Here is a 13,157-nt window from a genome sequence, read left to right as displayed (position 1 = left end):
ACCATCCGATCCTGTCTCATGCTCTGCCCTGAGAAATCAGTCCCGTACCCTCACTCGTCCGGGGCCAGCAGGCCGAGCCCGCGCAGGTAGATGCCGATTCCCGACTCCAGCAGATCCTCGGGCGGGAAGGGCACCTGCGTCCCGGGCGAGTTGCGCGCGAAGAGCTCGACCACCCCGTGGGACATGGCCCAGACATGCGCGCTGAACATCTGCGGCGGCGGGCGCTTGCCCTCGGGGATACGCTTCGACAGGGCCTCGGCCGCGCGTTCCAGCACGCCGCGCGCGCGCGCGGCCGCGCGGTGCAGATCCGGGTTGCGGGCTACCGCCACGCCGGATTCGAACATGGCGACGTAATGCCCGGGATACTTCCGGGCGAAGGCCAGGTAGGCGCGGCCCGTGGCCTCGAACGACGACAACGCCGAGGGTTGGCCGGATTCGTAGGCGTGCTCCATCAGGTCTCCGAAGATCTCGTAGCCCTGTCGCGCGCATTCGGCGATCAGCTCGTCGCGGCCTTCGAAATGGCGATAGACGGCGGCGGGGGTGACGCCCGCGTTCTTCGCCGCCTCGGACAGGGTGAAGCCGGTCGGCCCCTTGTCGCGGATCAGGTCGAGCGCCGCGTCCACCAGGGCCTGGGCGAGATTGCCGTGGTGGTATCCGCGCTTAGCCATTGTCGCCATGGGGCCAGATCCCGGGGCCGCCACAGATCGACGGGTCCGGCGACGACGAGACCGACGGGTCCTTGCCCGCGAAGTCCACCCGCGACAGCACCGACCGGATCGCGGCAAGGCGGGCGCGGCGCTTGTCATCGGCGCGGATCACGGTCCAGGGGGCGTGGTCGCTGTGGGTGCGGGCGAAGGTCTCGCCGATGGCGGACGTGTAGGCATCCCAGCGCTTCAGCCCCTCGACGTCGATCCAGCTGAGCTTCCATTGCTTCAGCGGATCGCCTTCGCGGGCGAGGAAGCGGCGCAACTGCTCGGCCCGGCCCACGTTCAGCCAGATCTTCACCAGGGTAATCCCGTCGCCGACCAGCATCCGCTCGAACGGGCCCACCTGGTCGAAGAACCGCGCCCGCTGTTCGTCGGAGCAGAAGCCGAAGACCTTCTCGACCACGGCGCGGTTGTACCACGACCGGTCGAAGAGCACGATCTCGCCCGCCGTGGGCAGGTGCCGGACGTAGCGCTGAAAATACCACTCGCCGGCCTCGGTTTCGGTGGGTTTCGGCAGGGCGACGACCCGGGCCACGCGGGGGTTCAGGTTCTCGCGGAACCGCTTGATGGACCCGCCCTTGCCGGCGGCGTCCCGGCCTTCGAACACCACGCCCACGCGTTTGCCGGCTTCCTTCACGTCGGCCTGGAGCCGGGCGAGCTGATGCTGGAGCGCCTCGAGCTGATCCTCGTAGTCGTCCTTGTCCATGCGGCGGTCGTAGGGATAGCCGGGGTCGATCACGTCACCCTTGCGCAGGTCGTGCAGGGCTCCGCGCAGGGGCTCTGGGGCCTCGGTTTCGTGAAAACGGCTGATCGCACCGTCGAAGGGCAGGGTCATGGGCGGCACTCGGCGTGTCATCTGGGTCAGCCGACCGACCCTAGGCGCGGCGGGCGGGATTGGCAAACGGCGGGTCTCGCCGCCGTGCCGCCATCCGCAAGATCGTTGCGCCGGGGCCATGCCATGTTTCTAAAGGTGTCTTACCTTCGGGGCCGGGACTTTCACAGCACCCCGGCCCGGCGGGCGGCGCGGTCGATGGCATCGGCCACCGCCTCGGCCGCCACGTGGTGGGGCATGTGGCCCACGCCCTCGAGCCGGGTGAGCCGCGCGCCCGGCACCTGCTCGACCAGCCCTTCGGAGTGGATGTCGATGGGCACAACGTCATCGGCGGTGCCGTGCACGATCTCCAGCGGCAGGTCCAGCTGGCCATAGCGCGGCTGCATCTCGACCACCTGAGGCCGGAGGGTGTTCACCTGTCGCGCATTGGCGCGGAACGACGCGGGCCGCAGGGTGAGCGGCGCGCCCACGTAGTCCAGGTAGCCCTCGGGCGGGTCCTGGGGCGCGAAGATCGACGCCACCGCGTCGCGCACGAGCCCGTCCGTCGCGAAGGCCGAGATCAGCGGGACCACCGTGCTCCCGCCCAGTTTCGATCCGTTCACGGTGTAAAGCGGCCCCAGCCCGCCGGGCCAGGGCTGCGTCGCGCCCGAAATCACCACCGCCGCGGCCGGTGCATGGTTCAGCGCCCAGGCCATGGTCACCGCGCCGCCGTAGGAGTGGCCCGCCACCACCGGCCTTTCGACGCCGATCGCCCGCGCCGCACCGGCCAGAAGCGCGGCCTGGCTTTGCGGCGTTTCGCCCCGGTCGCCCCAGGGGCCGACGAGCGCCGGGTCGACCTGGGTGTAGCCCAGGCCCGGGCGGTCGAAGACGGTGACGCGGAACCGGTCGGCCATGCGGTCCGCGAAGGCGAAGGTGAAATCGCGCAGGTTGCCGGAGGCGCCGTGGATCAACACGAGGTCCGGGCCCTGTCCCATCTGGCGGTAGTGGACGCGGCGGCCATCGACCTCGACGAAATCGCCCAGCGGCGGGAATGCCGCCTCGGCCCGGTCGACGCGGCTGTCGATGCGCCGGTCCACCAGCGCCGTGCAGCCCGCCAGCAGCAGGCCCGCGACGGCGAGCTTACCGACCAATTTCGGAAGGGTCATAGGGAACGCTTTGGTAAATTTCGTTGATCCAATTGCCATATAGAAGATGGGCATGGGACCGCCAGCGGTTCAGCGGCGTCTTCGTCGGATCGTCGTCGGGATAGTAGTTGTCGGGAATGTTGATCGGCGTGCCGGCGGCGACGTCGCGATCGTATTCCTGCTTCAGCGTGTCGTCGTCGTATTCGAAGTGGTTGAAGATATAGGTCGCGCGGTGGCCGGGATCCTCGACCAGGGCGGGCCCGGCCACATCGCTGGTCAGCAGCGTCCGCAGCCCGGGCGCGCGGTCGATATCCTCCTGCCGCATCTCGGTCCAGCGGCTGACCGGGATCACGCAATCGTCCGAGAACCCGCGCAAAAGCGGCGTGGTGGTGTCGAGGTTGCGGTGGCGGAAACACCCGAACAGCTTGGCGCCCAGCAGATGCTTCGGCACGCCGTGGAAATGGTTGATCATCGCCATGCCGCCCCAGCAGACGCCGAAGGTGGCGTGCACGTTGGTCTGGGTCCAGTCGAAGACCTGGCGCAGCTCGTCCCAGTAGGTGACATCGCCGAAATCCAGGTGCTCGATCGGGGCGCCCGTGATGATGACGCCATCGAACTTCTCGTCGCGTACATCCTGGAAGGGGCGGTAGAAGGTCTCCATGTGGTTGGCGGCGGTGTTGCGGGTCTGGTGCTCGGTCATCCGGATCAGCCGCAGGTCGATCTGGATGGGCCCCGCGCCGATCAGGCGGGCGAACTGGTTCTCCGTCTGGATCTTCTTGGGCATCAGGTTCAGCAGCCCGATCTTCAGGGGCCGGATGTCCTGGCGCGCCGCCTCGGCCTCGCCCATGACCGCGACGCCCTCGGATCGAAGGACGTTATAGGCGGGCAGGTCTGAAGGCAGTCGGATCGGCATGGGGCTCTTTCGCGCGGCGAAGGTCGGGACGCATTAGCTAGGGTGGCGGTGCGCCATCCTCAAGCCGTGGCGCGTGCGTCGATGTGACGGGCGACCAGGTCATCGAAGGCGGCCGGGTCGCGCAGCCGGGCCACGTCGTCCGCGTCGATGGTGATCCCGCGCTCGGCCATGGCGGCATAGCGCGGCTGGCGATGGGCGAGCGCGCGGGCATAGGTCCAGCGCACGAAATCGTCCGGGTTCACGCGGTCGGGCGGATCGCCGCTGAGCGCGCGGTAATCGCTCCAGGCCTGCGCCAGGAATTCGGGCTGGTAATACATGGGCTTGGGCGCCCGGTCGAAACGGCGGACCAATTCGGCCGTGTGATCTTCGCTGCCCTTCAGCCAGACCAGCAGCAGGTTGTCCTCGAGCAGTTTCAGCGTCGGATCCTCGGGGTCGTCGGGATCCACCACCTCGCAGATCGACCCCGAGGTGTCGCAGACGAAATTGCCGTAGCCGTAGATGTCCTGCGCGCGCTGGATGAAGCGCACGGTGTCGGCCATGGCCAGGATCTCGGCCTCGCGGTGCTGGGCCTGCCGGGCCGAGTACTCGGTGAAGGGCAGGCCGCCCAGGTCCGGGTTGCCCGGCTTGCCGAGATAGGTCGACAGTGGCGCGAGGTTGTCGAAGGTGATGTTCGACGCCACGTAGATCGAGTCGCTGAGCAGCAGCTCGCGCAGCAGCGGGACCTTCATCGCCTCGCGCTTGAAATTGTCGGCGATGTATTCGCCCATGTAACGGGTGCCGATGCGGTAATCGACCGAGTAGTGGAACCACCCGCCCGCGTCGCGCAGCATGGTCGACAGGTAGGTCTTGCCCAGCCCCGACATGCCGAAGAACAGCACCCGTTTTTGCGGCGCATCGCGCCATTCCTGTCCGGTCTCGTAGATCATGGCGGCCTCATATCCGGTGGGGGCCGGGCTGCCTAGGCCCGCCGCGCACGAAAAAGGCCCCGGGCGCGCGCCGCGGGGCCTTTCCGTTGGTCCGACAGGGATCGGATCAGAAGCTGTAGCCGACCGAGAAACCGACGGCGAAGACATCGTTATCGGTGAAGTTGGCGCGCGCCGTGTCGGGCGTGCCGGTTTCGGGCATGGCATCGCCCAGCTTGGCGTAACGCACGCCGCCCGACAGGTTGAACTGCTCGGTCACGTCGTAGCTGAGGCCCAGCGCGATGGACTTCACGCCGTTGGTCGGCGCGAGCGGCGACACCAGGTCGTCGCCCGAACGCTCGTAGCCGAAGGCGATCGAACCGCTCAGCTTGTCGGTGAAGCGGCGTCCGACGCCGATGTTCAGCGCGTAGCCGTCGTCGATGTCGGTCAGCGAGTCGCCATCGACCACACCGTCCTGGATGGTGTCGAAGAAGGTCGGCGAAACGATCGTGTCCTCGTACCAGGCATACCGGACCGAGCCGAAGAGCAGGGTGTCTTCCATGATGCCGGTCTGGAAATCGAGGTTCAGCGCCTCGGGCGTGTCGACCTTGGTGACCGAGGTGGTCGAGAAGGGGTTGATCGGCAGGCCCAGCGCCGCGGCCGGCAGAGCGCCGACGCCGACGCCGTTCAGCGTTTCCGACGTGGGCAGGTCGTGCGACGTGCCGCTGAAATAGGTCAGGGCGACGCGCAGCGCGATCTCGGGGCGTTCGTAGGCGGCACCAAGGACGTATCCCAGGTCACCGTCCGAATCGAACTGGGCCCGGTAGCCGTTCAGGGGACCGTAGGCCGCGCCGCCCAGGGTCACGTCTGCCTGGATTTCCTGGTAGCGCAGACCGCCGTGCACGCTGAAGCCGTTGTTCAGCTTGTAGCGGGCCAGCGCCTGGATCGACCGGCTGTCGACAACCGCCCGCGTGCCGCCGAGGGCGACCGAGCTGGTCGGATAGTTCACGTTCGAGCCATAGGGCTGGTCGAAGTTCAGCGAGAAGGACAGCTGGTCGTTCAGGTCGTATTTCACGCCCAGGCCGACCTGGGAGAAGTTGTTGGCAACCTCGCCGGTCGCGCTGCCGCCGAAGGCGGCGACATCGTTGCCGTCCACCGACGGGAACACCCGGCCGAAGCTCAGCTCGGCGTAGTTGCCATCTTCGAACAAAAGGGTCACGGGCTGGCCAGAGCGGTCCAGTCCCAGCGCGCCGGCCATGGCGGGCGCGAGTGCGAGCACGGCGACAGTGCCGAACAGCTTCTTCATAAGGGTCTCCTCCCAGACGCGATATACGTGCGGTTGTCCGGTTTTATGTCGCCTCCGCCTGCGCGGCGATACTATGACCCCACGTCAGAAATCGCGGACCCTTGAAGATTTGCAACTATGCAACAGCTGCGGTGCGGCGCGCGCGGTTCTCGACCCAGATATTCACGTAATTGGCGCCGAAGATCAGCGCGGCGCCCAGCAGGACGTAGCCGTCGAACGGCTCGCCGTAGAACATCATCCCGATGGTGGCGATCACCGGCAGCCGCAGGAAGTCGAAGGGAATCACCAGGGTCGCCGGCGCGATGGACAGCGCGCTGGTCAGGCAGAAATGCGCCGCAAGGCCGGCGCAGCCGATCAGCACCAGCCAGGGCGCGGTGGCGGGCGAGGGCAGGGCCAGGTCCCCGTCCCAGCCCGCGCAGACCAGGCCGAAGACGGCCTGGATCACCGTCAGCCAGAACAGGATGCAGGTGATGGTCTCGGTCCGGGTCAGCACCTTGGTGAAGACCGCCGAGCCCGCGAACCCGATCGCCGCGCCCGCCGCCGCGATCTGGCCCACCCCGATCCCGTCGACATTGGGCCGTGCCACCACCAGCACGCCGACGAACCCGATCAGCGCCGCCAGCATCCGCATCCGGGTGAGCCGCTCGCCCAGCAGCAGCGGCGCGGCCAGCGCGACCCAGATCGGCGACGTGAACTCCAGCGCGAAGACCTGCGCCAGCGGGATCACCGTGATCGCGTAGAACCACAGGTTCTGGCCCGAGAAGTGAAAGACGTTGCGCACCACGTGCAGGCCCATCCGGCGGGCGCGCACCTGGTTCAGCGTGCCGGCCAGGCGCGCCACCGCCACCACCAGCACGATGCCGATGAACGAGCGGTACATCATCAGCTCGAAGGTATCGAGCTCGATGGACACCGCGCGTCCCGCCACCGCCATCGAGGTGAAGGACACGATGGCGCCCGTCATCCACAAGGCCGCCCGCATCGTTTGCGGCGCCGGCGTGTCGGTCGCGGACAGGGTCATGGCTGCACCTGGAATGGGACGCTCATGGCGGCAGATGCACCTATCGCGCGCACAAATACAAGGCAGACTGACGACAGCCACGCAGACCAAGGCTGTGGACGAGAGACCCGCACGCTGTCTTGGCTCAGGCGGCCCCGGTCCGCGCGGCGACTATTCCCACTCGATGGTGCCCGGCGGTTTCGAGGTGATGTCGTAGGTCACCCGGTTGATGCCCGGCACCTCGTTGATGATGCGCGTGGCGGTCTCGCCCAGGAAATCGTGGCTGAACGGGTAGTAGTCCGCCGTCATCCCGTCGACCGAGGTCACGGCGCGCAGGGCGCAGGCGAAATCGTAGGTGCGCCCGTCGCCCATCACGCCCACGGTCCGCACCGGCAGGATCGCCACGAAGGCCTGCCAGATCTCGTCGTAGAGGCCGTGCTTGCGGATCTGATCGATATAGACGGCGTCGGCCTCGCGCAGGATCTCGAGTTTCTCGCGCGTGATCTCGCCGGGGCAGCGGATGGCAAGGCCGGGGCCGGGGAACGGGTGGCGGCCGATGAAGTGCTTGGGCAGGCCCAGCTCGGCGCCCAGCGCGCGCACCTCGTCCTTGAACAGCTCGCGCAGCGGTTCGACCAGCTTGAGCCCCATCTTCTCGGGCAGGCCGCCCACGTTGTGGTGGCTCTTGATCGTGACCGACGGCCCGCCGGCGAAGCTGACGCTTTCGATCACGTCCGGGTACAGCGTGCCCTGCGCCAGGAACTTGGCGTTGGGGATCGTGTCGGCGTGCTTCTGGAAAACGTCGATGAACAGCTTGCCGATGGTCTTGCGCTTCTGCTCGGGGTCCGACACGCCGTCGAGCTGGCCCAGGAACAGGTCGCGTTCGTCCGCGTGGATCAGCGCCATGTTGTAATGGTCGCGGAACATGGTGACCACTTCCTCGGCCTCGCCTTTACGCAACAGGCCGTGGTCCACGAAGACGCAGGTCAGCTGGTCGCCGATGGCCTCGTGGATCAGCACGGCGGCGACGGAAGAATCCACGCCGCCCGACAGCCCGCAGATCACGTGGGCGTCGCCCACCTGTTCGCGGATCGCGGCGATGGCCTGGTCGCGATAGGCTTCCATGGTCCAGTCGCCGGTGAAGCCCGCGATCCGCACGAAGTTCTGGTAGAGCCTCTTGCCGTTCGGGGTGTGATGCACCTCGGGGTGGAACTGCACCGCGTAGAAGTTGCGATCGGTATCGGCGGTCACGGCGAAGGGGGCGCCGGGCGAGGTGCCGCAGACCTCGAACCCGGGGGCAAGCCGGGCCACGTGGTCGCCGTGGCTCATCCAGACCTGCTCGCGTCCCTCGGTGAACCAGCCGTCCAGCAGCTTGGTCTGCTCGTCCGCCTTGGTGACGTAGGCGCGGCCGAACTCGGCGGTGCCGTGGCCGCGCTCCACGTGGCCGCCCAGCATCTGCATCATGACCTGCTGGCCGTAACAGATGCCCAGGACCGGCACGCCCAGCTCGAACACCTTGGCGGGCGGGCGCGGCGCGCCCTCGTCGCGGACCGATGCCGGGCCGCCCGAGAGGATCACGGCCAGCGGCGCGAATTCATCCAGGAACGCGTCGGTGACCGCCTGGAATGGGTGGATCTCGCAATAGACGTTCAGCTCGCGCAGGCGGCGGGCGATCAGCTGCGTCACCTGGCTGCCGAAATCGACGATCAGCAGCTTCTGGTGGTCGGCCTGGTGGGCGGGGGCGATGGGCGTGTCACTCATGTGACGGCTCGTAATCCAGCCCGGCACCCCGCGCAAGCGCGCCGCCCCGCGCGATGTCGTTTCCAAACGCGAAAGGACGCAAACCGGCGATGACGGAGGCACGGCGTGCACTAATCAGGGCGCAGAACGCCGAAAAGGAGTCAGCCCCATGAGCGATACAGCCACCCGCAGACGCAGCCGCGGGGCAGGGGGCGGCGCCGCCCGCCGGGCCGAGCGCAGCGCGATCAGCTTCGAGACCGCGAAGTTCATCACCCGCAACGTGCCCAATTACGAGGTTCTGACGCCCGAGGCGCTGGACATCATCGAGGCCAACGCCGAGACGCTGCTGGAAGAGATCGGCGTCAATTTCGTCGAGAACCCCGCCGCGCTGGATCGCTGGCGCGCGGCCGGCGCGATGGTCGAGGGCGAGCGTGTGCGCTTTCCGAAAGGCATGGTGCGCAAGCTGTGTGAAACCGCGCCCGAGACGTTCATCCAGCACGCCCGCAACCCCGAGCGAAGCGTCGAGATCGGCGGGCGCAACCTGGTCCTGGCGCCGGTCTACGGCCCCCCCTTCGTGCGCGACGGGGACAGCGGCCGCCGCTATGCCACCATCGACGATTTCCGCAAGCTGGTGAAGCTGGGCTACATGTCCAAGTGGCTGCACCATTCCGGCGGCACGGTGTGCGAACCCACGGATATTCCGGTGAACAAGCGCCACCTGGACATGCTGCTGGCGCACATGACGCTGTCCGACAAGCCGTTCATGGGATCGGTGACCGAGCCGGGCCGCGCCGAGGATTCGGTCGAGATGTGCCGCATCCTGTTCGGCGAGGACTTCGTGCGCGACAACTGCGTGCTGACATCGCTGATCAACGTGAACTCGCCCCTGACCTTCGACGCCACCATGATGGGCGCGCTCGAGGTCTATGCCGCCGCCGGGCAGGCCTGCATCCTGTCGCCCTTCATCGTCGGCGGGGCCATGGCGCCCGTGACCGTCGCGGGCACGCTGACGCAGGTGCTGGCCGAGGTCATGGTGGGCGTCGCCTATTCGCAGCTGATCCGGCCCGGCGCGCCCATGATCGGCGGCTGCTTCGTCACCTCGATCGACATGAACTCGGGCGCCCCCACCTTCGGGACACCCGAGGCCTCGCTCATCACCTATGGCGCGGGTCAGCTCATGCGGCGGCTCGGTCTGCCCTATCGCAGCGCCGGGTCGTTCAACGACAGCAAGCTGCCGGACGCGCAGGCGGGGTACGAATCCGCGAACTCGCTGAACGCGGGGCTGATGGCGGGGGTGAATTTCATGCTGCATGCCTGCGGCTGGCTCGAGGGCGGGCTGGTCACCAGCTTCGAGAAATTCGTCATCGACGCCGACCAGCTGGGCGTGCTGCACGGCATCGCCCAGGGCGTCGACATCAGCGAGAACGGCCAGGCCATGGATGCCCTGCGCGAGGTGGGCCCGGCCGGGCACTTCCTCGGCTGCGCGCACACCCAGGCGAACTTCAAGACCGCGTTCTGGCGGACCGAGATCTTCGACCACAAGCCCTACGAGACCTGGGCCGACGAGGGCGAGCGCGACACCCGTGCCTTCGCGACGGCGCTGGTGGCCAAGCGGCTGGCCGACTACCAGCAGCCGGCGCTGGATCCCGAGATCGCCGCGCGGCTGGAAGCCTTCGTCGCGCGCCGCAAGTCCGAGATGGCCGACGCCTTCAGCTGAGCGATGCGGCGGCCGGGGCGGTCGCCGCCGGCTCGGCCAGCAACGCGATCAACACCTCGACGTGCCGGCCGGCGCTGTAATCGGCCGCGCGATCCGTCCGCGCGGCCTCCAGCTCGGCCTCGAGCTGCACGAGCTCGGGCAGATAGTTCATGTCGTCCAGCGGCGCGGCCAGTCCCAGGATGCGGGGCAGGGCGGCGGCGCGGTTGTATCCTTGCAGCCCGAACCGCGCGGCGCTCAGCAACAGGCGGGGACGGCGAATCTGGGGCAGGTGGGTCTGGTCGGTCATGGCGGATCTCCGGGATTTCTGGATACCGACTAGTATCGCCAGCCCCCGGGGCTGTTGCGCCCGCACCACAACACCCGCGCGGAAGCCTAACCCAAGGTTAACAAACCAAGGTGAAATTGAGGCAATCGACCAGCCCGTTAACACTCTGCTAATCGTTTCAACTAACGGTTGCGGAGTGGCGCCGACATAACCTTTGAAAATCACGGGTCTATGCCGGGCGGGATGGTTGTGCTGAACCAGGGGAAAGACATGACGAAAGAGGCGCACGGTTCCTTCGGGGGCTGGGTTCCGACTGCGGCGCGCGTTTACTTGCAGCACGTTGTCGACGGCAAATCGATCAGGGCCTTGGCGCGCGACGCCGACTGCCATGCCTCGACGGTCCTGCGGCAGGTGCGGCGGTGCGAGGAATTGCGTGACGATCCCCTTATCGACCACGCGCTGCGGCGACTGTCCGTCCAGCGTTCCCGGGGCAGCCACCCCGGCAAGCCGGCAAGAGACGTTACCATGAAGCACGACAAGACGATCACGACCTCGCCCAAGCCGACCGCCCCGGTCCAACCGCCCGAGATCTACAACGCCGCCCGGCGGGTGCTGCGCCGAATGGCCGAACCCGGCGCCTGCCTGGCCGTTGCCGAAGGCATGGAGAAGGCCGTGGTCGTGCGCGAGACCGACGACGGGCAGACCATCCGCACCGCGGTGGTCGACACCCCCGTGGCCGAGGCGCTGGCGCTCGCGGGCTGGATCGCGGCCGAGGACACCGGCCGGATCACGCGGTATCGCATCCGTCCGGCGGGCCGCGTGGCGCTGAAGGACATGCTGGACCAGGTCGAGGCGGGCCTGCGCGCCGACGACGCGGAACGGGATGGCGAGGACACGCGCGGCACCGGCGCCCGCTACGGCGCGCCGGAAAGCCCGCTGATGATGCTGTCCCGCCGCCGCGACAAGAACGGCCGGGTCTTCCTGACGCCCGACCTGGTGCGCGTGGGCGAGCGTCTGCGCGAGGATTTCGAACTGGCGGGCCTGGAGGCCGACACGGATCGCGACACGTTCGATGCCTTCATGGCCGAGCCGTCGGCGCCGACCCTGTCAGCCGATGATCTGCGGGGGCCGGGACCAAAAGCCGCACGCGCCCGCCTGCACGCCGTGATGCAGGACCTTGGCCCGGGTCTTGGCGATGTCGTCCTGCGCGCCTGCTGCCTGCTGGAGGGCATGGAGCCCATCGAGCGGCGCATGGGCTGGGCCGCGCGGTCCGGCAAGATCGTGCTGCGCATCGGGTTGGAACGGCTCAAGCGTCACTACGTCGAAACCCAGGGAAGACTGGCCCCGATGATCGGCTGACAGCCACTTCGCGCAGCATTCCGCCCATCATCTTGTCACCCCTTGCGCAAGGGGCTAAGCGCAATGGCATATTCGGGTTGGCAAGCGACCTGGTGCCAAGCGGTTAGGTTTAAAGGGTGAATGCTGGACATGAACGACATCGCCGTCGATCCTGAAACGGTCGCGAACCGCCATCGCCTGGCCGCGCTGCGCAGTTTCGCGATCGACGGCGTCGATGACCGCAAGCCCTTCGACGACATCGCCCGCATGGCCGCGACCCTGACCGGCCAGCCCATCGCCATCGTCTCGGTGGTCGAATCCGAGCGTCAGTGGTTCCTGGCGCGCCACGGGCTCGAGCTTGCCGAGACCCCGATCGAGCAATCGATCTGCCGCCACATCATCCACCTGGACAGCGTGTCCGTCATCGAGGACACGCGCACCGACCCCCGCACCCGCGAAAACCCGCTGTGCCTCGGGGACCAGGGCATCCAGTTCTACGCGGGCGCGCCGCTGGTCACCGATACCGGCCAGCGCCTGGGCGCGCTCGCGGTGCTGGGGCATGCGCCCTCGTCGCTGACCGGCTTCCAGACCGAGCTACTCGAGATGCTGGCGCGGCAGGTGATGGCCCAGCTGAACCTGCGCCGCGCGCTGCGCCGGTCCGAGATGATGCGCCGCGAGGTCGATCACCGGGTCAAGAACTCGCTTCAATCCGTGGCGGCCATGACCCGGATCCAGGCCCGCGCCGTCACATCGGACGAGGCGCGCGAGGCGTTGGAGAATGTCAGCCGGAGGATCAACACGGTCGCCGCGCTGAACCAGCAGATGTATCGCTCGGGCAGCGACCGCGAGGCGCTGATGCAGCCCTTCATGAGCTCGATCTTCGACCTCATGCGCGACGGGCTGCCGGACCGCATCACCCTGAGCGTCGACGTGGACGAGATCACGCTCGACTCGCGCAAGGCGGGGGCGGTGGCCGTCATCGTGAACGAGTTCGTCACCAACTCGGTCAAGCACGCGTTCAACGAGGAGGCGGGCACCGTCACCGTCAGCCTGAAGAACCGGCCGGGCAACGAGATCGAGCTGATCTGCCGCGACGACGGCCCGGGCCTGGGTGAGGTGCTGCCGTCGGACCGGCTCGGCCTCGCGATCATCGACTCGGCCATCGACCAGCTGAACGCGGTGAAGACCGACATGGAAGGCCCCGGCCACGGCATCCGGGTCATCCTGCGGCCCTGATCCGGCGCGCCCGCGCCCGCGCGGGCCATGCAGGTGCGGCAAGGCGGTCATGTCGCACCGTCGACGCCTTGGACATGGGC

At 67.8% G+C, this 13,157-nt stretch carries 12 protein-coding genes; 3 read left to right on the top strand and 9 right to left on the bottom strand.

Features of this window, described 5'->3' with window-relative positions; translation table 11 throughout:
* Window positions 1–50: 50 nt before the first annotated feature.
* The 8 genes from BUB76_RS01575 to guaA all read right to left on the bottom strand — a co-directional run bounded on the left by BUB76_RS01575 (window position 51) and on the right by guaA (window position 8,542).
* Window positions 51–668, bottom strand: coding sequence for a TetR/AcrR family transcriptional regulator (locus BUB76_RS01575; RefSeq protein WP_073125946.1), 618 nt, complete (start codon window positions 666–668; stop codon window positions 51–53).
* Window positions 661–1,542, bottom strand: a complete 882-nt coding sequence (gene ppk2 / locus BUB76_RS01570; protein ID WP_073125943.1) for a polyphosphate kinase 2 — start codon at window positions 1,540–1,542, stop codon at window positions 661–663. Before ppk2 ends, BUB76_RS01575 begins: the two co-directional genes overlap by 8 nt.
* A gap of 161 nt (window positions 1,543–1,703) precedes the next feature.
* Complete coding sequence (locus BUB76_RS01565; RefSeq protein ID WP_084140490.1) at window positions 1,704–2,684, bottom strand: alpha/beta fold hydrolase; 981 nt, start codon at window positions 2,682–2,684, stop codon at window positions 1,704–1,706.
* Complete coding sequence (locus BUB76_RS01560) at window positions 2,659–3,576, bottom strand: homoserine O-succinyltransferase (RefSeq protein ID WP_073125941.1); 918 nt, start codon at window positions 3,574–3,576, stop codon at window positions 2,659–2,661. The genes BUB76_RS01565 and BUB76_RS01560 overlap by 26 nt, the downstream gene beginning before the upstream one ends.
* Window positions 3,577–3,635: 59 nt before the next feature.
* On the bottom strand, window positions 3,636–4,502 hold the full coding sequence (locus tag BUB76_RS01555) for an ATPase (protein ID WP_073125939.1): 867 nt from the start codon (window positions 4,500–4,502) through the stop codon (window positions 3,636–3,638).
* A gap of 106 nt (window positions 4,503–4,608) precedes the next feature.
* On the bottom strand, window positions 4,609–5,784 hold the full coding sequence (locus tag BUB76_RS01550; protein ID WP_073125936.1) for an OmpP1/FadL family transporter: 1,176 nt from the start codon (window positions 5,782–5,784) through the stop codon (window positions 4,609–4,611).
* A gap of 115 nt (window positions 5,785–5,899) precedes the next feature.
* Complete coding sequence (locus BUB76_RS01545; protein ID WP_073125935.1) at window positions 5,900–6,805, bottom strand: DMT family transporter; 906 nt, start codon at window positions 6,803–6,805, stop codon at window positions 5,900–5,902.
* A 150-nt stretch (window positions 6,806–6,955) separates the two neighbouring features.
* Entirely contained in the window at window positions 6,956–8,542 is a 1,587-nt protein-coding gene (gene guaA / locus BUB76_RS01540) for a glutamine-hydrolyzing GMP synthase (protein WP_073125934.1), read from the bottom strand.
* A 148-nt stretch (window positions 8,543–8,690) separates the two neighbouring features.
* Between guaA and BUB76_RS01535 the strand changes: the two genes are divergently transcribed.
* Complete coding sequence (locus BUB76_RS01535) at window positions 8,691–10,238, top strand: trimethylamine methyltransferase family protein (protein WP_073125933.1); 1,548 nt, start codon at window positions 8,691–8,693, stop codon at window positions 10,236–10,238.
* Here the strand turns inward: BUB76_RS01535 and BUB76_RS01530 are convergent.
* A complete protein-coding gene (locus tag BUB76_RS01530; RefSeq protein ID WP_073125932.1) occupies window positions 10,231–10,524 on the bottom strand; it encodes a DUF6477 family protein in 294 nt (97 codons plus the stop codon). The two genes, BUB76_RS01535 and BUB76_RS01530, sit on opposite strands and share 8 nt — an antisense overlap.
* A gap of 504 nt (window positions 10,525–11,028) precedes the next feature.
* On the opposite strand from BUB76_RS01530, the gene BUB76_RS01525 reads away from it, so the two are divergent.
* Together BUB76_RS01525 and BUB76_RS01520 are read left to right on the top strand one after the other, a co-directional pair.
* Window positions 11,029–11,862, top strand: coding sequence for a DUF6456 domain-containing protein (locus BUB76_RS01525; RefSeq protein ID WP_236737829.1), 834 nt, complete (start codon window positions 11,029–11,031; stop codon window positions 11,860–11,862).
* Between the two features lie 120 nt (window positions 11,863–11,982).
* Window positions 11,983–13,077 carry a histidine kinase dimerization/phosphoacceptor domain -containing protein gene (locus BUB76_RS01520; RefSeq protein ID WP_084140489.1) on the top strand — a complete coding sequence of 365 codons (1,095 nt, stop codon included), beginning with the start codon at window positions 11,983–11,985 and terminating at the stop codon, window positions 13,075–13,077.
* Window positions 13,078–13,157: the final 80 nt, after the last annotated feature.

Source organism: Palleronia salina (assembly GCF_900141995.1).
Taxonomy (GTDB): Bacteria; Pseudomonadota; Alphaproteobacteria; order Rhodobacterales; family Rhodobacteraceae; genus Palleronia; species Palleronia salina.
The sequence above is the reverse complement of the archived record's forward strand: the minus strand, read 5'-3'. Positions and strand labels throughout refer to the sequence as shown.

Coding starts and splice junctions, on each gene's coding strand:
- BUB76_RS01530 (WP_073125932.1), bottom strand. CDS start 10,524: ATGACCGACCAGACCCACCTGCCCCAGATTCGCCGTCCCCGCCTGTTG.
- ppk2 (WP_073125943.1), bottom strand. CDS start 1,542: ATGACCCTGCCCTTCGACGGTGCGATCAGCCGTTTTCACGAAACCGAG.
- BUB76_RS01575 (WP_073125946.1), bottom strand. CDS start 668: ATGGCTAAGCGCGGATACCACCACGGCAATCTCGCCCAGGCCCTGGTG.
- BUB76_RS01520 (WP_084140489.1), top strand. CDS start 11,983: ATGCTGGACATGAACGACATCGCCGTCGATCCTGAAACGGTCGCGAAC.
- BUB76_RS01560 (WP_073125941.1), bottom strand. CDS start 3,576: ATGCCGATCCGACTGCCTTCAGACCTGCCCGCCTATAACGTCCTTCGA.
- BUB76_RS01565 (WP_084140490.1), bottom strand. CDS start 2,684: ATGACCCTTCCGAAATTGGTCGGTAAGCTCGCCGTCGCGGGCCTGCTG.
- BUB76_RS01555 (WP_073125939.1), bottom strand. CDS start 4,502: ATGATCTACGAGACCGGACAGGAATGGCGCGATGCGCCGCAAAAACGG.
- BUB76_RS01550 (WP_073125936.1), bottom strand. CDS start 5,784: ATGAAGAAGCTGTTCGGCACTGTCGCCGTGCTCGCACTCGCGCCCGCC.
- BUB76_RS01535 (WP_073125933.1), top strand. CDS start 8,691: ATGAGCGATACAGCCACCCGCAGACGCAGCCGCGGGGCAGGGGGCGGC.
- guaA (WP_073125934.1), bottom strand. CDS start 8,542: ATGAGTGACACGCCCATCGCCCCCGCCCACCAGGCCGACCACCAGAAG.
- BUB76_RS01525 (WP_236737829.1), top strand. CDS start 11,029: ATGAAGCACGACAAGACGATCACGACCTCGCCCAAGCCGACCGCCCCG.
- BUB76_RS01545 (WP_073125935.1), bottom strand. CDS start 6,805: ATGACCCTGTCCGCGACCGACACGCCGGCGCCGCAAACGATGCGGGCG.